24 protein-coding genes and 1 riboswitch are annotated in these 19,699 nt (G+C 61.2%); of the genes, 15 read left to right on the top strand and 9 right to left on the bottom strand.

Annotated features, from left to right (window positions below):
- The first annotated feature begins 114 nt into the window (after positions 1-114).
- Positions 115-822: a YafY family protein gene (locus CFB10_RS16425; protein ID WP_026363490.1), complete on the top strand. Its 708-nt coding sequence runs from the start codon at positions 115-117 to the stop codon at positions 820-822.
- Between the two features lie 48 nt (positions 823-870).
- A complete protein-coding gene (locus tag CFB10_RS16420; RefSeq protein ID WP_020009620.1) occupies positions 871-1,239 on the top strand; it encodes a VOC family protein in 369 nt (122 codons plus the stop codon).
- A gap of 66 nt (positions 1,240-1,305) precedes the next feature.
- Here the strand turns inward: CFB10_RS16420 and tam are convergent, their stop codons facing one another.
- The gene (tam, locus tag CFB10_RS16415; RefSeq protein WP_020009621.1) at positions 1,306-2,076 is read right to left on the bottom strand and encodes a trans-aconitate 2-methyltransferase; all 771 of its coding nucleotides are present in this window, start codon (positions 2,074-2,076) and stop codon (positions 1,306-1,308) included.
- Positions 2,077-2,413: 337 nt separating this feature from the next.
- Here tam and CFB10_RS16410 point away from each other — a divergent pair, with 337 nt between their 5' ends.
- Positions 2,414-3,295: a branched-chain amino acid aminotransferase gene (locus CFB10_RS16410; protein ID WP_020009622.1), complete on the top strand. Its 882-nt coding sequence runs from the start codon at positions 2,414-2,416 to the stop codon at positions 3,293-3,295.
- A gap of 171 nt (positions 3,296-3,466) precedes the next feature.
- Positions 3,467-5,827 carry a methyl-accepting chemotaxis protein gene (locus CFB10_RS16405; RefSeq protein WP_020009623.1) on the top strand — a complete coding sequence of 787 codons (2,361 nt, stop codon included), beginning with the start codon at positions 3,467-3,469 and terminating at the stop codon, positions 5,825-5,827.
- A 411-nt stretch (positions 5,828-6,238) separates the two neighbouring features.
- Here CFB10_RS16405 and CFB10_RS16395 read toward each other — a convergent pair whose 3' ends face one another.
- Positions 6,239-7,126 (bottom strand): LysR family transcriptional regulator, encoded by an 888-nt coding sequence (locus CFB10_RS16395; RefSeq protein ID WP_020009624.1) that lies wholly within the window; start codon positions 7,124-7,126, stop codon positions 6,239-6,241.
- A gap of 95 nt (positions 7,127-7,221) precedes the next feature.
- Here CFB10_RS16395 and CFB10_RS16390 point away from each other — a divergent pair, with 95 nt between their 5' ends.
- Complete coding sequence (locus CFB10_RS16390; protein ID WP_020009625.1) at positions 7,222-7,764, top strand: GNAT family N-acetyltransferase; 543 nt, start codon at positions 7,222-7,224, stop codon at positions 7,762-7,764.
- Between the two features lie 125 nt (positions 7,765-7,889).
- Here CFB10_RS16390 and CFB10_RS16385 read toward each other — a convergent pair whose 3' ends face one another.
- Positions 7,890-8,267, bottom strand: a complete 378-nt coding sequence (locus CFB10_RS16385) for a hypothetical protein (protein WP_026372544.1) — start codon at positions 8,265-8,267, stop codon at positions 7,890-7,892.
- A gap of 220 nt (positions 8,268-8,487) precedes the next feature.
- Between CFB10_RS16385 and CFB10_RS16380 the strand changes: the two genes are divergently transcribed.
- Positions 8,488-9,090 carry a superoxide dismutase gene (locus CFB10_RS16380; protein ID WP_003511955.1) on the top strand — a complete coding sequence of 201 codons (603 nt, stop codon included), beginning with the start codon at positions 8,488-8,490 and terminating at the stop codon, positions 9,088-9,090.
- 259 nt (positions 9,091-9,349) lie between these two features.
- Entirely contained in the window at positions 9,350-10,195 is an 846-nt protein-coding gene (locus tag CFB10_RS16375) for a metallophosphoesterase (RefSeq protein ID WP_020009627.1), read from the top strand.
- Here CFB10_RS16375 and CFB10_RS16370 read toward each other — a convergent pair.
- The gene (locus CFB10_RS16370; protein ID WP_020009628.1) at positions 10,184-10,894 is read right to left on the bottom strand and encodes a YafY family protein; all 711 of its coding nucleotides are present in this window, start codon (positions 10,892-10,894) and stop codon (positions 10,184-10,186) included. The two genes, CFB10_RS16375 and CFB10_RS16370, sit on opposite strands and share 12 nt — an antisense overlap.
- 133 nt (positions 10,895-11,027) lie before the next feature.
- On the opposite strand from CFB10_RS16370, the gene CFB10_RS16365 reads away from it, so the two are divergent.
- The 6 genes from CFB10_RS16365 (at position 11,028) to CFB10_RS16340 (ending at position 14,883) form a co-directional block, all read left to right on the top strand.
- Positions 11,028-11,657, top strand: coding sequence for a LysE family translocator (locus CFB10_RS16365; RefSeq protein ID WP_020009629.1), 630 nt, complete (start codon positions 11,028-11,030; stop codon positions 11,655-11,657).
- Positions 11,658-11,776: 119 nt separating this feature from the next.
- Positions 11,777-12,211, top strand: coding sequence for a cytochrome c (locus CFB10_RS16360; RefSeq protein WP_020009630.1), 435 nt, complete (start codon positions 11,777-11,779; stop codon positions 12,209-12,211).
- Positions 12,212-12,301: 90 nt separating this feature from the next.
- Positions 12,302-13,222 (top strand): c-type cytochrome, encoded by a 921-nt coding sequence (locus tag CFB10_RS16355; protein ID WP_020009631.1) that lies wholly within the window; start codon positions 12,302-12,304, stop codon positions 13,220-13,222.
- A 38-nt stretch (positions 13,223-13,260) separates the two neighbouring features.
- A riboswitch (cobalamin riboswitch) is annotated at positions 13,261-13,495 on the top strand.
- A 161-nt stretch (positions 13,496-13,656) separates the two neighbouring features.
- Positions 13,657-13,839 (top strand): CbtB domain-containing protein, encoded by a 183-nt coding sequence (locus CFB10_RS16350; RefSeq protein WP_003509308.1) that lies wholly within the window; start codon positions 13,657-13,659, stop codon positions 13,837-13,839.
- A gap of 11 nt (positions 13,840-13,850) precedes the next feature.
- Positions 13,851-14,564 (top strand): CbtA family protein, encoded by a 714-nt coding sequence (locus CFB10_RS16345; protein ID WP_020009632.1) that lies wholly within the window; start codon positions 13,851-13,853, stop codon positions 14,562-14,564.
- Positions 14,565-14,568: 4 nt separating this feature from the next.
- Positions 14,569-14,883, top strand: coding sequence for a hypothetical protein (locus tag CFB10_RS16340; RefSeq protein WP_020009633.1), 315 nt, complete (start codon positions 14,569-14,571; stop codon positions 14,881-14,883).
- A gap of 105 nt (positions 14,884-14,988) precedes the next feature.
- Here the strand turns inward: CFB10_RS16340 and CFB10_RS16335 are convergent, their stop codons facing one another.
- The 5 genes from CFB10_RS16335 to CFB10_RS16315 all read right to left on the bottom strand — a co-directional run bounded on the left by CFB10_RS16335 (position 14,989) and on the right by CFB10_RS16315 (position 18,165).
- Positions 14,989-15,555, bottom strand: coding sequence for a type 1 glutamine amidotransferase family protein (locus tag CFB10_RS16335; protein ID WP_026363492.1), 567 nt, complete (start codon positions 15,553-15,555; stop codon positions 14,989-14,991).
- Positions 15,556-15,576: 21 nt separating this feature from the next.
- Positions 15,577-16,065: a GNAT family N-acetyltransferase gene (locus tag CFB10_RS16330; RefSeq protein WP_003509304.1), complete on the bottom strand. Its 489-nt coding sequence runs from the start codon at positions 16,063-16,065 to the stop codon at positions 15,577-15,579.
- Between the two features lie 195 nt (positions 16,066-16,260).
- Positions 16,261-17,208, bottom strand: a complete 948-nt coding sequence (gene pip, locus CFB10_RS16325; RefSeq protein WP_020009635.1) for a prolyl aminopeptidase — start codon at positions 17,206-17,208, stop codon at positions 16,261-16,263.
- A gap of 83 nt (positions 17,209-17,291) precedes the next feature.
- A complete protein-coding gene (locus tag CFB10_RS16320; RefSeq protein ID WP_026363493.1) occupies positions 17,292-17,705 on the bottom strand; it encodes a helix-turn-helix domain-containing protein in 414 nt (137 codons plus the stop codon).
- Positions 17,706-17,814: 109 nt separating this feature from the next.
- On the bottom strand, positions 17,815-18,165 hold the full coding sequence (locus tag CFB10_RS16315; RefSeq protein WP_020009637.1) for a hypothetical protein: 351 nt from the start codon (positions 18,163-18,165) through the stop codon (positions 17,815-17,817).
- A 128-nt stretch (positions 18,166-18,293) separates the two neighbouring features.
- Between CFB10_RS16315 and dmeR the strand changes: the two genes are divergently transcribed.
- Together dmeR and dmeF are read left to right on the top strand one after the other, a co-directional pair.
- Complete coding sequence (dmeR, locus tag CFB10_RS16310) at positions 18,294-18,566, top strand: Ni(II)/Co(II)-sensing transcriptional repressor DmeR (RefSeq protein WP_003509296.1); 273 nt, start codon at positions 18,294-18,296, stop codon at positions 18,564-18,566.
- Between the two features lie 98 nt (positions 18,567-18,664).
- Positions 18,665-19,696 (top strand): CDF family Co(II)/Ni(II) efflux transporter DmeF, encoded by a 1,032-nt coding sequence (dmeF, locus tag CFB10_RS16305; RefSeq protein ID WP_020009639.1) that lies wholly within the window; start codon positions 18,665-18,667, stop codon positions 19,694-19,696.
- Positions 19,697-19,699 lie beyond the last annotated feature (3 nt).

Below are 19,699 nucleotides of genomic sequence, written 5' to 3'. Positions count from 1 at the left end.
CGGCCTTGTCCACCCTTTTTTGCATGGTTGCACCGGGCGGCTGGCCGCGTTACGCGTCTATCGCCGGGATCGTCAACGGTATGATCCGACTATGCGGGTGGAAGGAAATGTCGCGTGTCACGCTCACAACGGCTTCTTGATCTGTTGCAGATCCTGCGCGCCCACCGCATGCCGGTCAGCGGTACGGCCCTTGCCGCGCAGACCGGCGTCAGCCTGCGCACGCTTTACCGCGATATAGCAACGCTTCAGGCGCAGGGTGCGGATATCGAAGGCGAAGCGGGGGTGGGTTATGTGCTGCGTCCCGGTTTTCTGTTGCCGCCGCTGATGTTTTCGCAGCAGGAGATCGAAGCGCTGGTGCTCGGCTCGCGCTGGGTGGCGGGCCGCGCCGATGCCGGGCTGGCCGAGGCCGCCCGCGCCGCCCTCGTCAAGATCGGCGCCGTGCTTCCCGATGCGCTGCGCGAGGAACTCGATCATTCCACCCTGCTTGTCGGGCCGGGGCAGGGTCTTGCCGCCATCCATATCGATCTGGCGGCTATTCGCGATACGATCCGCAAGGAAAGCAAGGTCGTCATCACCTATCGCGATGAAAAGGGAGAGGTGACGGAGCGGGTGATCTGGCCCTTCGCACTCGCTTTTTTCGATCTGGTGCGGGTGGTGCTGGGCTGGTGCGAGACGCGGCAGGACTACCGCAGTTTCCGGGCCGACCGCATTGAAAATTTCCGTCCCCTCGACAGCCGTTATCCGCGCCGCCGCCAGGCCCTGCTGAAAGAATGGCGCGAACGGGAAAAACAGCGGCGGCGGCACCATGCTGACAAAAACTGACAGTAGCGGGGTCTAGAAACCGTTCATCCGCAACACAGGAGAACAGCCATGAACCACCCCGATTTCACCATCCTCTACGTCGATAACCCGCCGGCCAGCACGGAATTTTACAAGGCCCTGCTGGGTGCGGAGCCGGTGGAATCCTCACCGACATTTTCGCTGTTCGTGCTTCAAAACGGCATGAAGCTCGGCCTGTGGTCGCAGCATACCGTGGAGCCGAAGGCATCGGTCGCGGGCGGCGGCGGAGAGCTCGCTTTCCGTGTCGAAAACGACGCAGAGGTGGATGAGACTTTCGCCAGCTGGAAGGCAAGGGGCGTCGCCATGCTGCAGCAGCCCGCCAAAATGGAGTTCGGCTACACCTTCACCGCTGCCGATCCCGATAACCACCGTCTCCGGGTCTATGCCTTTGCAGGTTAAATATTGGCGTTTAGGCCGGTTGGCTAGATAAGCCTGCGGCCGTCCACGGGCGACAATCTCACGTCCTTACTTCTTCACCGCCACCACAAAAAGCCGGGGAAAACGCAGCAGCAACCGGCCGTCCGCCATCGGCGGATAGGCCTCCTTGATGCGCCGCGTGTAGTCGGCGAGGAAGGCTTCGCGGTTTTCCTCGCCGGCGGCGGCGAGATAGGGGCGCAGGCCCGTGCCCTTGACCCATTCGACGATGCTTTCCGCATCCTTCATCGGATGATTATAGACGGTGTGCCACACATCCACCCGCGCGGATTTCGGCGTCAGCGCATCGAAATAGTCCGAAGGGGCAGGCAGGGGTTTGCGGCGCAGCCTGCCGTCCGCAAAGCTGTCCTTCCAGGCGCCGTTCGCTCCGGTCTCCTCCATGGCGCGATGCGTCGGCTCCTGCAGATTGTCAGGCATCTGCACGGCCAGAACGCCGCCGCTTTCCAGCTGGTCCATCAGTTGCGAAAGAACGGCGAGATGATCCGGCACCCACTGAAAAACGGCATTGGCGTAAAGCAGGTCCGCCTTCTGCGCCGGCTTCCATTTTGCAAGGTCGGCCTTGCCGAAGCGGGTGGTCGGTAGCCGGTCCGCCGCCTTTTCCAGCATGTCGTCGTCACTGTCGATGCCGGTAATGACGTTGACGCCGTAACGGTCGGTCAGAAGCTCGGTGGAATTGCCGGGGCCACAGCCGAGGTCATAGCCATTCAGCACCCGTTCCAGCGGAACCTGGGCCAGGAGATCCCGGGCGGGGCGTGTCCGTTCGTCTTCGAATTTCAGATATTGGTGGGCGGACCATGCCATGGTTTTCCTCCTGCGGACTGCCGTCAGATCGTCAGCATCGCATGGGCGAAATCGCCCCGCCATCATCGGATCGATGAATTATTGTGATGAATCTATTCATCAACCTTTTGTTTCACCTCATAAAACATCTTTGTCGGACCGTCGCTTTGTTATTTTCCATCAAAATCAGAAATCGCGGCAATTAAAACTTGACCTCGTCAGGGGAGAGGCATTCACTCCGGCCGATTTCCAGCACATCCCAGGTTGAGCGCGCGTAGCGTTCCTCATCCGGAAATGCATCAGAACAAAAAGACGGAGCGTTTTCGTTTAAAGGAAACGCTTGAGACAGGAGACCATCATGAGCGTCGATACCGCACCCCGATCAACCACCTGGACCTATGTTGACGGTCAATGGCTGCCCGGCAATCCGCCGCTCATCGGCCCGACCTCGCATGCCATGTGGCTGGCGTCGACGGTGTTTGACGGCGCGCGCTGGTTTGATGGCGTCGCGCCCGATCTTGACCTGCACTGCCAGCGCGTCAACCGCTCTGCCGTCAATATGGGCATGAAGCCGACGATGACGGCGGAAGAGATCGAGGCGCTGGCGCTGGAAGGCGTCAACAGGTTCGACGGCAAGATGGCGATCTATATCAAACCGATGTACTGGGCCGAACACGGCATGCCCGGCAGCGTTGTCGCGCCGGATGCCGGTTCCACCCGTTTTGCGCTTTGCCTTTTCGAAGCGCCGATGGATGCCGGCAAGCCGCTGACGCTCACCGTCTCGCCGCTGCGCCGTCCTTCGCCGGAAACCGCAATGACGGACGCCAAGGCCGGCAGCCTTTATCCCAATAGCGGCCGCGCCATTCTGGAAGCCCGCTCGCGCGGCTTCGATAATGCCCTGATGCGCGACATGAACGGCAATGTCGCCGAATCCGCTTCGGCCAACATCTTCATGGTCAAGGACGGCGTCGTTTTCACCCCGGTTCCGAACCGTACCTTCCTCGCCGGCATCACCCGTTCGCGGGTGATCGGCCTTCTGCGTCAGGCCGGTTTCGACGTCCGTGAGGCGACGCTTTCGGTCGAGGATTTCCGCGAGGCCGATGAAATCTTCTGCTCGGGCAATTATTCCAAGGTTTCGCCTGTCGTGAAGCTGGATGACCGCGAGTTACAGGCAGGCCCGGTCGCCCGCAAGGCGCTCGATCTTTACATGGACTGGGCGCGTCTCGGCGCAGACGTTTAAGGTCGGATAAAACCGATATTTTCAAAAGGCCGAGGCAGGCTCCTCCCTGCTGCGGCCTTTTGTTTTGTACCTTGTTCTTTCCCATAAAAATTCGGGGGGAATTTAATCCAATTTTAGAGGACCACACGCTAGCTTGCGGCATTACCGATCCGGGCTAGTGGGGGCCGTCAAATGTCTTTCAGCATACGCAATATACTTGTGGGATTTTTTCTGCTCGTCGGCATCGCGCTGGCAGGCTTCGTGGGCAACGGCATGTTACAGTCCGTGCAGCGTGCCCGCAGCTTTTCGGAGGTGGCGCAGCTCGTTTCGCTGGACAGGCTGCTTTTCAACGCCTTGCTGAACTTTCGCAGTGAACGCGGCAACAGCGCCTCGGCGCTGACGGTCGACCCCGCGAAGACGGCCAATACGATCGCCAGCGTGCAGGCGTCGCGCCAGAAGGTGGATGCCGCCATGAGCGCCTTTCTCGAACAGTCCGCCGCGCTCGATCAGGCTGGCCTCAAGGCTCCGCTTGCCCGCGTGAAGGATATCTACACGCAATTCCTGGAACTGCGCAAAAAGGTTGACGCCAACGTCACCCTGCCGCTCGACCGTCGTGAAAACGGGCTGGACAAGACCGTGCTGGCGCTCGGTCAGGATTTCCTGACGGCGCTCGAAGCGGGATCGACGGCGGTGGAAGGCGAGGTTCGTTCGCTGGACCAGAGCCTCACCGGCCTCATCCAGTTGCGGTCCTATGGCTGGTCGGCGCGTGCGCTGGGCGGCAGCGCCACTGTTGTCATCAATGCGGTCGTGGCCCAGCAGCGGCCGCTGACCCCGCAGGAAACCCAACAGCTTGGCAATTTCGATGCGGGCGCGGCCTTTGCCTGGAAAGCCACCGGCGAACTCGTCGTGCATGAATCGACGCCGCAGGCGCTGAAGGATATCTATGCCGCTGCCGACAAGACCTATTTCAAGGGTGATTTCGTCACGCAGCGCGCGAAGCTGATCGACGACCTGAACAATGGCCGCACGCCGGCCTTCACCATCGATACATGGCGCAATACCGTCACCGGAAACCTCGATACGGTCGCGAAAATCGCCTCGGAAGCGATGGATGTTCTCAACGCCAATGCCGAAAAGGCAAGGCAGGACGCCTTTGTCGGCGCGATGGTCTATCTCTCGGCTTTCATCCTCACGCTTGGCGTCTGCATTCTCTGCCTTGCCGTCATCGTCGGTCGTGTTACCCGCCCCATCAGCCGGTTGACCAAGGCAATGATGGAATTGTCCAGCGGCAACCTGACCATCGATGTCGCCGGTGCAAAACGCTCCGACGAGATCGGCGAGATGGCCCGCGCCGTGGAAATCTTTCGCGAGGCGGCTATCCGAAACAAGCAGCTGGAGGCGGAAGCCGTCGCCAACCGCGAGCGGGCCGAGCGGGACCGTATCGAGCTGCAGCAGCGCGCCGAGGCCGAGGCCGAAGAACGGCTCAATCAGGCCACGGGTTCGCTGGCTGGCGGTCTGCGCCGCCTTGCCTCCGGCGACATGGCCTGCGAGATCGCAACGCCGTTCGCACCGCAATTCGAGGCGCTGCGCCACGATTTCAACAGCTCCGTGCATCAGCTGCGCGAAGCGCTGACGAGCGTCGGCCAGTCCGTGCAGACGGTGAATGGCGGCGCTCACGAAGTGTCGTCGGCATCCGACGATCTTTCCCGCCGCACCGAGCAGCAGGCCGCTTCTCTGGAAGAGACCGCCGCTGCGCTGGAAGAGATCACCGCCAATGTTTCCGCCACCTCCAAGCGGGCTGGCGAGGCGCGCGACACGGTGCGTGAAGCAAGGACAAAGGCCGATCTTTCCGGCAAGGTGGTGCGCGATGCCGTCTCCGCCATGGAACGCATCGAGCACTCCTCGCGCCAGATCGGCCAGATCATCGGCGTCATCGACGAAATCGCCTTCCAGACCAACCTTCTGGCGCTGAATGCCGGCGTGGAAGCAGCGCGGGCGGGCGATGCAGGCAAGGGTTTTGCCGTCGTCGCACAGGAAGTGCGCGAACTCGCCCAGCGTTCCGCCAATGCGGCGAAGGAAATCAAGCAGCTCATCAACACCTCCGCCGTTGCGGTGGGTGAGGGGGTGAAGCTGGTCGCCGATACCGGCGTCGGGCTTTCCGAGATCGAGCAGCTGGTGCTTTCCGTTAACGCCCATATGGACGCCATCGCCACTGCGGCGCAGGAACAGTCGGCGGGTCTCTCCGAGGTCAATACCGCCGTCAACCACATGGATCAGGCCACGCAGCAGAACGCCGCGATGGTCGAGGAAATGAATGCGGCGGGCGCCGGTCTTGCGCAGGAATGCGCCAATCTCCACGCCCTTCTTGCGCAATTCCAGCTCGGTCAGCAGACCTCCGCATTGCGGGAGACGGCTCGGCATATGCAGCGCGCTGCAAGCCCGGTTCACGCGCCTGCCGCACCCGTCGCTGCACCTACCAGGGCCCGCCCGGTCGCTGCCGCGCGCGGCAATGCGGCGCTGGCCCTGAAGGGTGACGACTGGACGGAGTTCTGAGGTTCGCAAGCGTTGCTCGCGTCATCGGCTGGCGCGAGCAATGCCGTGACGAAGCATCCGACACACTCAACGTCGTGCTCTGGCCTGCCGCCCCGAACCGGACACCAAAAGAAAAGTAGCGTCATCAGATGGGAAGGCAAGTCAGGCCAACCACGCCGACGTCATCCTCGGGCTTGTCCCGAGGATCTGCAACGTATTGATTTTATTCGACGTGTTTAGATCCTCGGGACAGGCCCGAGGATGACGTCGAGAGAATGTTGACCCTCCACGACTGACTTCAAAAGGGGGGCTGCGGGTCGTCCGGAATTTAAACCGGACAGCAGTGGGACAAGCCAAGGATGGCGCTGAGGCGGGCGCACTATTCGCCATCAGAGGCGATGGCTGGCCTGCCCTCGCAACCCGGCGCAGGCCTCACCGTTTCCGCACATCCGGCAGCGCAGCGGCAAGCGCCCGCAGCGGCGCGGTCATATGTTTGTCGCGCCGCATCGCAAGCGCGATCCGCCGTTCAAGCGGCGGTTCGAGAGCGCGCCATTCAAGCTCTGACACCGCCCCCTCATGCTCCATCGACATGCGCGGGACGATGGCGAGGCCAAGGCCCGCACCCGCCAGTTTCTTGATGGCCTCGACGCTGCCCAGTTCCATGGCGGGTTGCACGGTACGTCCGCTTGCCGAAAACCATTGATCTACGAGCTTGCGCGTATTGCCGCCCTCGTAAAGCAGCAGGGGCCGCGTCGAAAGCGTCTCGGCATTCAGGACTGTAGTGTCACTGACGGCACCGTGCGGGAAAACTGCAACCAGTTCATCGAGATGGATATCGCTGATATCGAGGCTGCGGCCGCTGGCGGGCAGGGCCACCACCGCCGCATCGATCGTATTGGCCTCCAGAAGCCGCAAGATATCGTGGGTATTGCCGGTCTGCACGACGATTTCGATACCCGGCATGGCCTGGCGGATTTTGGCCAGCACCGGCGGCAGCAGATAGATGCAGGCGGTGGCGCCCGTGCCGATGCGCAGGCGTCCCGTTACCCCGCTGCGATGCGGTGCGACGGTATCGATCGCATGCGCCACTTCTTCCGCAATCCGCCTTGCATGGATGAGAAAATCCCGCCCCGCCGCCGTCGGCTGCGCGCGCCTGCCGACCCTCTCGATCAGTCGCACGCCGAGTTGTTTTTCGAGAAGCCGGATATGCAGGCTGATGGCCGGCTGCGTCATCCCCGCCTTGTCGGCGGCGGCGGAAAAACTGCCGAGATCGGCCACATCCATGAAGCTGCGCACCTGCCGCAGATCGAGGTCCATCATCAAAGAAAACCTTATCGTTTGTATAAGACAGATAATCTTTATTTTGACTGAGCCGCAATGCACAATGGGGCCGTGAATGACCACAGGACGAGATAATGACCCTTCTCACAGTATCCAGTTGCACCATCCGCCCTTGCGAGGAAGCGGATATTCCAGCCATTACCGAAATTTACCGGGATGCCGTGCTGAACGGCCGCGCCAGCTTCGAGATCGATCCGCCTGGCGTGGATATGATGCTTGAGCGCCGCCGCCTGTTGGTGGAGGGCAATTATTCCTATCTCGTCGCCGAAATCGATGGAAAGATAGCCGGATATGCCTATGCCGGGGCCTATCGTCCGCGCCCGGCCTATGGCGCGGCGGTTGAGAATTCCGTTTATGTCGATCCGACCATGAAGGGCATGGGGATTGGCCGCAAACTCCTCGATGCGCTGATTGAGGACGCGACCTCGCGCGGCTTCCGGCAGATGCTCGCCGTCATCGGCGATAGCGGCAACGCCGCCTCGATCGGCCTGCACCGTGCGGCCGGTTTCCAGCATGTCGGCACGTTCAAATCCATTGGCTGGAAACACGGCCAGTGGCTGGATACCGTCCTGATGCAGCGCGCGCTGGGCGAGGGCGACACCACGCCGCGCTTTTGATCCGCTGGAGCATTTCCTGAAAATCTGGAGCCCGGTTTTCCGTCTGGAAATGCGACAAAACAAAAAGTTTGAGCGGGATGGCGAAAACTGTGAGCGGTTTTCGCCATCCCGCTGTTTTATATGATTTAGGGCTTGGTGGAGCCGGGAATTTCCACCTTCAGCGTATCGCCGGCAAGCTCGCTGCCCAGTTCGACGGCCTTGGTCTTCTTGTCGTAGACGCAGATATGGCTGATGGTCGCATCCGCGCCCCCACTTTTCCCGGTGAGTTTGGCCTTGCCGGTGAGGATGGCGAGGCCGTAATTCTCGCTGCCGACTGGATCGACCACCACCTTGGCGTCCTCGATCATGTCCTTAGCTGCGCCAAGGCAGGCCGTCTGCACATCCGCCACGAATTCCTTCCACGCATCGTCCGACGACGCGGCGGCGGGCATGGTGAGTGAAGAGAGTGCGAGCGAGGAGAAGGCGGCGAGCAGCAGCGCGCGTTGGATCATGGGGCGGGTCATGGAAATTCCTTCCTGCAATGTCATCAAAAGCGAACCGATAGGGTGGAAAACGGTACGCCAGGGTTGTGAAACAAATGTGGTGGTGGCCGGCGTGAGAGGAATTTTCTCTTTTGGCGGAACATTTTGATATTTCACAGGTTGCCCAAACAGAGCTTCGCTCCTATGGTCCGCTCACACGGTTTCTAGGAGCGGTAACCCGCTGCAAAAAGGAGTAAAAACCATGGCCTTTGAACTTCCTGAACTCCCCTACGACTACGACGCGCTTGCACCCTACATGTCGCGCGAGACGCTCGAGTTCCATCACGACAAGCACCACAAGGCATATGTCGACAACGGCAACAAGCTGGCGGCGGAAGCAGGTCTTTCCGACCTGTCGCTCGAAGAAGTCGTGAAGAAGTCCTTTGGCACCAATGCCGGTCTCTTCAACAATGCCGCCCAGCATTACAACCACGTCCATTTCTGGAAGTGGCTGAAGAAGGACGGCGGCGGCAACAAGCTGCCGGGCAAGCTGGAACAGGCGTTCGCCTCCGATCTCGGCGGTTACGACAAGTTCAAGGCTGATTTCATCGCCGCCGGCACCACGCAGTTCGGCTCCGGCTGGGCGTGGGTTTCCGTCAAGAACGGCAAGCTCGAAATCTCCAAGACCCCGAACGGCGAAAACCCGCTGGTTCATGGCGCAGAGCCGATCCTCGGCGTCGACGTCTGGGAACATTCCTACTACATCGACTACCGCAACCTGCGTCCGAAGTACCTCGAAGCCTTCGTCGATAACCTCATCAACTGGGACTACGTCCTCGAGCGTTACGAAGCGGCTTCCAAGTAAGTAGCGAAAAAGCGTGGCTGCTGTCAGTCAAGACGGCCTCTCCACGCGTGACGTCATCCTCGGCCTTGTGCCGAGGATCTGCTGATGTCTCCCAAAACGCGACGTCAGCAGATGCTCGGGACAGGCCCGAGCATGACGATGACAGGTTTACGCTACCCTCCATTTAACACCCGGCCGTAATGCCGGGTGTTTTGCTTTTGTGGCCTTGGTTTTCAGCTTGTCACAAGCCTGTCACCCACCCGGTTTATCGCGGCGCATCATGACTGAAAAAACCAGCCCTCTCTTCTCCTTCGGCATCGTTGCCGATCCCCAATATGCCGACGCCGATCCCCGCCCGGATATGGGCCGGTATTATGCCGAAAGCCCAAAAAAGCTTGGCGAAGCGATCGATGCCTTCAATCGCGAGGACCTGGCCTTCGTGGTGACGCTCGGCGACATCATCGACCGCGGCTTTGAGAATTTCGATGCGATCCTTGGCGTCTACGAACAGCTTCGCCATCCTTCGGTGATGCTGCCGGGCAACCACGATTTTGCCGTCGCGCCTGAACATCTGGCCACCATCCATGCCCGTCTCGGCATGTCGGCGCCCTGGCATGATTTCGCCATCGGCGGGATACGCTTCGTGGTGCTTGATGGTAACGAGGTCAGCCTGTTCGCCCCGCCGCCCGGCGACCCGCGCCGTGCGATTGCGCAGGAGCGGTTGCAGCGCCTGCAGGAAATGGGCGCGATCAATGCGCAGGACTGGAACGCTTCGCTCAGCGACGAACAGTTCGAATGGTTGCAGACGGTTCTGCAAAAGGCGGATGCGGCGGGCGAAAAAGTGGTCGTTCTCTGCCATTATCCGGTCTATCCGGAAAACGCCCATAATATGTGGGATGCACCGCGCATCCTCGATCTTCTGGATGTGCATCCTTCGGTCGTCGCATGGTTCAGCGGCCATAATCACGAAGGCAATTACGGCGTGCAGGGCAACACCCACTTCGTCAATTTCAAGGGCATGGTGGATACCCCCGACCAGAACACCTTTGCCATCGCCGACGTCTTCGCCGACCGAATCGTCGTTCGCGGTTTCGGGCGTGAAGAGGATCGCCTGTTAAACCTGTGAGGCGAGGCTGGCCGGCTGGTTGCTCTGCCAGCCGCTCATCCACAATTGCCGCAGCTTCTCGCCTTCCAGCTTGAAGAAACTGCCGGTCGTTTCGCAACTCAGCACCCGGTCCGAGCGAAAATTGCGGATCGCCTGCCGTAGCTCACACCAGGCGACGATATTCACCGTCTCCGAATAATAGATCACCGCAATCGGCCGAACCCGCCGCTGCGTTTGCGCGCCGGCTTCATCGCGATAGGTGATCTCCAGCTTCTCCTCGTCGCGCACCGCCCGCCGCACAGTCGCAAGATCAATGCCGACGGGGGCGGGCGCGATGCTGCCCCAGGCATGCAGGGCATTGGCGGAGAGCGTCTTCGACAGGGGCTCGGGCAGGGAGGCGGCGATCTTGTCGCTGACCTGTCTGGCCGCCTGCCGCAATTCGGTATCGCCGGTGCGGGCGACCATGGCGAGCGCCAGCACGATCGCTTCCGTCTCTTCGATGGAAAACATCAGCGGCGGCAGGTTGAAGCCGGGACGCAGGATGTAACCGACGCCGCGTTCCCCTTCGATCGGCACACGCATGGTCTGAAGCGCTGCTATGTCGCGATAGACCGAGCGCACCGTCACCTCCAGCGCCTCGGCAATCGTCTGCGCGGTGACCGGCCTGCGCGCCACCCGCAGGATCTGGATGATCTCGAACAGTCTCGACGCCTTGCGCATTGCCGTTTTTCCCGGTTGCTTCGCCACGCAACTGACACAACGCTGTCAGTTGGTCTTTCCTATAAACGGAGAAACACATTGAGAAACATGGGCTTTCCCGAATGTGCCATGAACCGTTTTGGGAGATACTGACATGAGTTACGCCGAAAATCTCTGGCTTTTCTTTCTGGTCCTGTTCGGCATCATCATCCTGCCGGGCATGGACATGCTGTTTGTGCTGGCAAGTGCGTTGACGGGCGGCAAGAGAACCGGGCTGTCCGCCGCAAGCGGCATGAGCGCGGGCGGCATCGTGCATTCGCTTTACGGCGCGTTGGGCGTCGGCATGCTCGCCGCCTGGATGCCGTCGCTGTTCCTGCCGCTTCTGGTCTTTGGCGCCGCCTATATGATCTGGATCGGCATCGGCCTGATGCGCAGCGCGATTGTCGTGAACGGCGACGAGGCGCAGGCGAGCGCTTCGGTCAGAAAAGCCTTCTGGCGGGCGGTGCTGACCTGCCTTTCCAATCCGAAGGCCTATCTGTTCATGATGGCGATCTATCCGCAATTCTTGAAACCCGCCTATGGTCCGATCTGGATGCAGGGGCTGGTGATGGGCGCGATGGTGGCGGTGACGCAGTTCACCGTCTATGGCGCGCTGGCGCTGACGGCGGATAAGAGCCGGGCATGGCTTGTTTCCTCACCCGCCGCCACGATCTTCATCGGTCGCGCCGCCGGTTTCATGCTGATTGCCGCAGCGCTTCTCACGATCTGGGAGGCCTTGTCTTAGGCTTCTGTTTTCACGATGGAATTCACCGCAATGTGACTTCTTTTCGCCATCCGGAAAGGGCATCCTCGCGCCGTTCCATCTAGCGCCCGGTGTCCCAGCCGGAATCAAGGAGAGTGTGCATGAAACTGAAAACCATCACGGCGGCCATGCTTTTCGGCTGTCTTTGCGCCGGAGCGGTCTACGCTGCCGGCGAAGTCGAAAAACGTGAAGGCATGATGAAGCAGATCGGCGGCGCCATGGGTTCGCTCGCTGCCATCTCCAAGGGCGAGAAGCCCTTTGATGCTGATGTCGTCAAGGCCGCGGTGACGACCATCGGCACCAATGCCAAGGCTTTCCCGGACCAGTTCCCCGTCGGCACCGAAACCGGCAGCGCGGCTGCTCCCGCCATCTGGGAAAATTTCGAGGACTTCAAGGCCAAGGCCGCCAAGCTCGGCACGGATGCGGACACCGTTCTTGCCAATCTCCCCAGTGATCAGGCGGGTGTCGCCACCGCCATGAAGACGCTCGGCGCCGATTGCGGCGCCTGCCACCAGACCTATCGTCTGAAGAAGTAATCAACTGATTCTGGAAACGCCGCTTGCCGGCGGCGTTTTTTCACGCGCGAAAGGCATCTGACCGGGTCAGGTGAGAATGGGGAGAGGGGTATGGCCTCCATCTGGACGAAACTCGTGGGTGGGGCCGTGGTCGCGGCGATTGCGGGCTACGGCATATTCGCCTGGGTCACCGCGCCGGAACGGCAGGCGCCAAGCCATTGGGTCAGTCTTGGCGAACCGGATCTGGCCAATGGCGAAACGCTGTTCTGGGCGGGCGGCTGTGCAAGCTGTCATGCCGCACCCGATGCGAAGGGTGAGGCGCTGTTGACGCTTTCGGGCGGCCAGGCGCTGAAAAGCCCCTTCGGCACCTTTCATGTGCCCAATATTTCATCTGATCCGCAGCATGGCATCGGTGGCTGGACGCTGGCGGAATTCGGCGATGCGATGACGCGCGGTGTGGGCAGGAACGGTGAACATCTTTACCCGTCCTTTCCTTATGCCTCCTATGCCCGCATGACGCAGAAGGACATCAACGATCTCTTCGGTTATCTGAAAGCCCTGCCGGCCAGCCAGAACGACGCGCCGGATCACGAGTTGCCGTTCCCCTTCAATCTGCGCATGGCGCTGGGCGGCTGGAAATTCCTTTATTTCGACCCATCGGCGCGACCCCGCGTGGAGCTTGCCAATGCCAATGCCGAATTGCTGCGCGGCCAATATCTGGTGGAAGGGCCGGGCCATTGCGGCGAGTGCCATACGCCGCGCAATGCGCTTGGCGGCTTCCTTGCCGATAAGTGGCTGGCCGGCGGCCCCAATCCGGAAGGCGAAGGCCGCATTCCTGATATCACTCCCGGCTCGCAAAGCATCGGAAGCTGGGCCAAGGCCGATATCGCCAGCTATCTGGAGACCGGCTTCACCCCGGAATTCGACAGCGTCGGCGGTTCCATGGTCAAGGTGCAGCAGAACATGGCGCATCTGAGCGCGGATGATCGCGATGCGATCGCCGCCTATCTGAAGGCCATTCCGGCGCGGTAAGGTGCCCGGAGGCCCATTGACTCGCGCCGCCACCCATCGGATAACAATCCTGTGATGGTTCCTTCCGGGCGTTCCGGAAGGTGAAAAGGGAACACGATAGGGAGAAATCCTCATTCGTGGCTGCCCCCGCAACTGTGAGCGGAGAGCCTGAAACGAAGTGCCACTGGCAAGCCATTTCCCGGGAACCGAGGTTTCCACAAAGGGCGATGCCGGGAAGGTGTTTCAGGTTTTGACCCGTAAGCCAGGAGACCTGCCATCACGGAAATGTCCATGCCGGCGGGGTGTCCGGAAGAGCGGAATTTCAGGGTGGCGAGATCAATGCCTCCCTGTGTCAGTCTCGTATCCCCGTGGTGAAGTGTATCGCATGCGGTCTTGCGGCTCCCGCCGTTCGGCCGTGTCTAAAGGCGCGGGGTCGCGCCGGGAGAGGGGTCACCATGTCCATCCAGCAGAATACGGCCAATTCAGCCGTTTCCGCAAAAACGGGCAGCTTCGCGCAATCGCTGACGGCGATCGTGCTTGGCCTGTTCGTTGTCGGTTTTGTCGGCTTTTCGCATGTGGAAGCCGTTCACAATGCCGCGCATGACACGCGTCATGCCAATGCCTTCCCCTGCCATTGAGGGGAAACGGCATGTCATCTTTTCGCAATATCGTCTTTACCGCCGTTCTCGTCGGTATTCTCGGCGGCTTTGCCGTCTCTGCCATGCAGGCTTTCGGCACCACGCCGCTCATCCTTCAGGCGGAAACCTATGAGAGCGCCGGTGGCGAGGCGCCCCATAGCCATGATGCGACGGCGCCCGGTGCTGCGGTTCCCGCCCATGAACACAATGACGAGGCCTGGGCTCCGGCCGACGGCTTCGAGCGCACCGCCTATACCGTCGCCGCCAATGTCCTGACCGCCATCGGTTATGCGCTTGTCCTGACCGGCCTTATTTCCCTGCGTGGCACGAATGGCGGCTGGCGCGAAGGCCTTCTCTGGGGCGTTGCCGGTTTTGCCGCCGTCATGCTGGCCCCGATGATCGGCCTGCCGCCGGAATTGCCGGGCAGCCCGGCCGCAGCGCTTGAGGCGCGGCAGATCTGGTGGCTTGCGACGGTTGCCGCAACCGCGGGCGGCATTGCGCTGATCGCATTCCGCCGCGAACCCTGGGCCATCGTTCTGGCGCTGGTGTTGATCGTCGCACCGCATGTGGTGGGCGCACCCCTGCCGCCGGAAGGTGAACATGCGCTGGCGCCGCTGCCGCTGGAGCGTCAGTTCATCGTCGCCGCCACCATCACGAGCTTCGTTTTCTGGGCGCTGCTCGGGACATTGAGCGCGTTTTTCCTGAAGCGCTTCCAGCAGGCTTAAATCCATGCAGGACGCAGCGGAATGGAGTGAGGAACTCGATGCGCTGCGTTTTGCCGTTCCGGGTCACGGCGCTTTCTGCGCCGTGCACCGTCTTGCTTTCAAGGCAATGCTGGGGCCGAACCCGGATCGCGAGGCGGCTCTCGCCTGTTTTCATGGACACGAAGCTGCATTTATCGCTGCGGCGCTCAGCAAGATAAAACGCTCGAATTTGCCCGCCGGCCGTAGCCTGCATCTGAACAGCCGCGATATTCGCCGTGCGATAGCAGGTGAGGGCGACGCGTCGGCGGCGCATATGTGCCGGGTGCTTGATCGGCGGTGATGCGTGAGGATGCAAAGACTTTGGTATTTGGCGCTACCCTCACTCCTGTGACAGCCACAGGAATGAGGGTGGGGGATTACGTAACCGCCAATATCAGCGTCCGCCTCACCGATGCTCCGCCGCAAAAACCTGAAGTTCCGCCTCGGCTTCCGGACCAAAGAGGCCGAGGTGTTTCAGGATTTCCACAGCGAAACTGACCGGTGCGCTGCCGGCGGCCGTGATGATGCCGCGATCGCTGACCGCTTTCGGCTGGTCGCGGTAAAGCGCCTCGCCACTATAGACGGCATAGGCCTTGTGGGACGCCAGCGAATTGCCGGTATGGGCGACATCGTTCAGAACGCCCGTGCCGCCGAGCGCGCTCGCCGCCGCGCAGATGCCGGCAACCAGCCGGTCGCTGTCGCGAAACCGGTGCACCAGCCCGCCGAGATCGACAGCCATGCCCTTTTCCCAGCTCAAGCCGCCGGGAATGACGAGCGCATCGATGCCAACAGGATCAAGCGCGTCATAGGATATGTCAGGCGTCACATTCAGCCCGCCCATCGACGTTACCGGCCGGCCATCGGGCGTGGCATAGATGATTTCGACGCCGAGATAGCCGCGCGCTGCGGCAGCAAGCAGCGCCGGTTCCCAGTCCGCAAAATCCTGCGCGAGCGCAATGGCGATCCGTGTCATGGCCGTCTCCATTTATGCCAGTCAGGCAATCGACTGCATGTAGCGCATGCCGGTAACCGGCCGGGGCGCGAAATCCATGTTTTCATAGAAACGATGCGCCGCGACATTGCCTGTTGTGGCGCTGACGGAAAGATAGTCGCAGCCGAGACGCTTGGCGATATCGCGGGCGCGGGAAACCAGATGCTGACCGGTGCCATGGCCGCGATGGCCGTCACGCACGAAGAGATGATGCAGCTCAAGCCCGCGCCGGCCTTCCTGCGCCCTGTAGAGCGGCAGAAGCAGGGCGTAGCCGATCAGCGCGCCATCGGCTTCGGCCACGAGACCGTGCACCCAGGGCAGCGGGCCGAACAGGTCGCGTTCCAGTTTCGCCGGCGTGATCGCCGCCGCATCGCCGTGGTAGGAGGCAAGCAGCGTGATCATCTCGTTGAGTTCGGGCAAGTCCGTCTTGCGTGCGCCACGAATGATGACGACGGGCGGTCTTTCCAGTGTAAGGGAGCTATCTTCGGTCATTTTTTCGGTCCTTTGGTCTTATCGGTGCCGTCAGGACGCTTGAGAAACAACAAAGCCGCCTGACGGCGGCTTGTTGACAACATGATCTGTCGAGCCGCCCTTAGAGGTAGGCCCAAAAGTACGAGCAGGAGATGGGTGCGCGTTCGTTGATCATGGGAAATGCAATGCGCCCGAATCCGTAATCTGTCAAGCGGGTCAATTCGCAAATCGCGCGATTGCCGACAGGATTGCATCTTCCATGCCCGCATCGCCCGTGGAATGGCCGGCGCCATCGATGGCGACAAGGTCGCTTCCCGGCCATGCTGCGGCAAGTTCGTAAGCAGTGACGGGCGGCCCCTGCAAATCACGCATGCCCTGAATGAGTATGCCGGGAACACCGGCGAGGCTGCCGGCATTGTGCAGAAGCACGCCATCGTCCAGCCAGGCGGCATGGTGGAAATAATGGGCGCAGAGGCGGGCGCGGGCAAGAATGTAATCGCCGTCGCGCCATTTTTCAGGAAAGGCCGAAATGCCCTCGGCGCTGATCGAGCCCGCCTCCCATAAATGCCACTCAAGGGCGGCCGTTGCGCGCACGGCAGGGTCGAGATCGTTCAGAAGCCGGTGATAGGCGCCGACCGGATCTTGCCTCGGCATATGATCCGGGATCGCGGCGATGAAGCGCTGCCACTGCTGCGGCAGAAACATTGCCAGCCCCTTGTACAGCCAGTCGATTTCCTTCTGCCGCGTGGTGGTGACGCCCGCCAGCACCATGCCGCGCACGCGCTTCGTGTGGCGCTGGGCATAAGCGAGGGCGAGCGTGGAACCCCATGAACTGCCGTAGACCAGCCAGTCTTCCACCGCGAGCGCACAGCGAATGGCCTCCATGTCATCGATCAGATGATGCGTCGTATTGTGTTCAAGGCTATCGGCGGCGTTCGGCGTGCTTTGGCCGCAGCCGCGCTGGTCGAACTGGATGATACGGAAAATGGCGGGATCGAAGTAGCGCCGTGCTGTCGATGACAGCCCGGAGCCGGGCCCGCCATGCAGCAGGATCGCAGGCCGCCCGGCCGGATTGCCGGCAAGCGTCACGTGCAGCCTGTGACCCTCGGAAACATCTAGGAAAATGGTGTCTGATGGCGTGATGTCAGGAAAGAGTTCGGCCATCCGGCATCCTTTTTTCAGGCGGGTACGAGGCGCTTACCGGGTGCGGATGACATTTGAATGTCAGTCCCGTTCCCTGTTGCCGCTCAGTGCTCGCCCTCGCACATGTCATGATTGGAAAGCGCGCGGATGACGTAACAATCCTCGATCGAATGGCCGTGGCAGTGGGAGACGATGCGCTCCAGCTCGTGCTCCAGCTTTTTCAGGCTGGCGATCTTTTCTCGCACATGGGCAAGGTGTTCGGCGGCGATGCGGTCCGCGCCCTCGCATGGCATCTGCCGGTGCTGGCTAAGCGCGATCAATTCGCGGATGGCGTCGATGTTCAGCCCGAGATCACGCGCATGGCGGATGAAGGCCAGCCTGTCGAGGTCGGTCTTTTCGTAACGGCGCTGGTTGCCCTCCGAACGATCGGCCTCGCGGATGAGGCCCATCTGCTCGTAATAGCGGATCGTCGGCACCTTGACGCCGGTACGTTTCGACAGTTCACCGATGGACAGCATGACTTTCTCCATATCTCGGGCAAAGACGGGAAAACGGGTGGCTCCGCCGTTCAGGGTCGATGCTCTAGTCTCTAGAGATATTGCTTTTCAGCCCGCCATTCAATGGGTCTCAGACGGCTTCATCCACGCCAAGCGCCTGGGCGAGCGCTTTGAGGACATCATTCTCGATGCTGGATGCGGCTTCTGGCTGCGCCGATGCGGTCATGTCCAGGGCGGGCGTTGTCGTGGAAGTGCCGCTGTCGAGATTCCAGAGTGCCGTGGCAAGGCCGAAGGAAGCACTGGCGGCGGCCGGCGCGATGGCCGTGGCAGCGGTTTCGACGCTCGAAATGGTGCGATGCGCGGCGCGGGTAAGCTCCAGCAGGGCTTCGGTGGTGGAGTGGGTTTCCTTGCCTCTCGCCGGCTCAATGCCCCGGAGCGGAGTGGGATGATAGCTGCTGATGGTTGCTGCGATAGTCGTCATGACTGAGTCCCCTAAGTTTCATGGGGGATTTTTTAAGGGGCGAAACATTCGCGAAGATTGCGTCACGCGGGGCTTGAACGGAAAATTCTCTCAATATAGTATACCCCCCTATAGTATATGAGGTGCTCATGTCCCATACGATCCGCAATAAGGAGAAGCTTCTGGCCCGCATCCGCCGCCTGAAAGGGCAGATGGAAGCGGTGGAGCGCGCACTTGATGATGCCAAGCCGTGCGGCGAGGTGCTGCAATTGCTCGCTTCGGTGCGCGGCGCGCTTTCCGGACTGACGGGGGAGGTGATGCAGGAGCATCTGCATGAGCATGTGGTGCATGCCGAAAATGAGGACGAACGGGCCCGGGCGGCGGAAGAGCTGGCCCAGGTGCTGAAGACCTACATCCGGTAAAATCGAACGGGCCAGCAGATCAGACAGGCCCGTAACAAGCGGGCCAATAACAAGCAGGCCAGTAGCAAACAGGCCAGTAGCAAACAGGATTGAGCGACATGACGACGACATCCGAACACCGTGCAGCAGCCGGTCACGACCATGTTTTCCTCGGCCAGAACCACGAGCGCAATGAAAGGCGCGTCTGGATGGTCATTGCGCTGACCGCGGCCATGATGGTGGCTGAGATCGTTGCCGGCCACTGGTATGGCTCGATGGCGCTGACGGCGGATGGCTGGCACATGTCCACCCATGCGGGCGCGATGCTGATTTCGGCCTTGGCCTATCTTTATGCCCGTCGTGAGGCGCGCAACCCGCGCTTCACCTTCGGCACCGGCAAGTTCGGCGATCTCGCGGGTTTTGCCAGCGCCATCGTGCTGGCGGTGGTGGCGCTGCTGATTGCCGTGGAAAGTGCGATGCGCCTCGTCAATCCCGTCGAAATCGATTTCAACCAGGCCATCCTCGTCGCCATTATCGGCCTTGCCGTCAATCTTCTCAGCGCCGTGCTGCTGAAGGATGATCATCACCACGATCATAGGCACGGGCATGGACATGGGCATGGCCACGCGCACGGCTCGCATGCCCATCACGGCCATGGCAGCCACGCCCATCATGATCATGGCTCGCATGCCGGTCATCATGCTGATCACGGCGCAAAGGGCGGCAGGGATAATAATCTGCGCGCGGCCTATCTGCATGTGCTGGCGGATGCGCTGACCTCGGTTCTCGCCATCGTCGCGCTGCTGCTTGGCAAATGGAACGGCTGGTCGTTTCTCGATCCGGCCATGGGCATCGTTGGCGGTCTGGTCATCGCCCGCTGGTCATGGGGGCTGATCCGCTCCACGGCGACGACCCTGCTCGACGCGCTGCCGCCGGCGGAGGATTTGCCCCAGGAAATCCGTGAAAGCGTGGAAACCGAAGAGGATCGCATCACCGACCTGCATGTCTGGCAGGTAGGGCCGGGGCATCACGCCGCTATCGTGGCGATCCATTCGCAGGTGCCGAAAGCGCCGGCTTTCTACAAACAGAAACTTGCCGCCATACATGAACTGTCCCATGTGACGGTGGAAGTGAGCCCGGCAAGGGCCTGATAG

The sequence above is a fragment of the Agrobacterium sp. 719_389 genome (assembly GCF_900188475.1).
GTDB classification, from domain to species: domain Bacteria; phylum Pseudomonadota; class Alphaproteobacteria; order Rhizobiales; family Rhizobiaceae; genus Agrobacterium; species Agrobacterium radiobacter.
The sequence above is the reverse complement of the archived record's forward strand: the minus strand, read 5'-3'. Positions and strand labels throughout refer to the sequence as shown.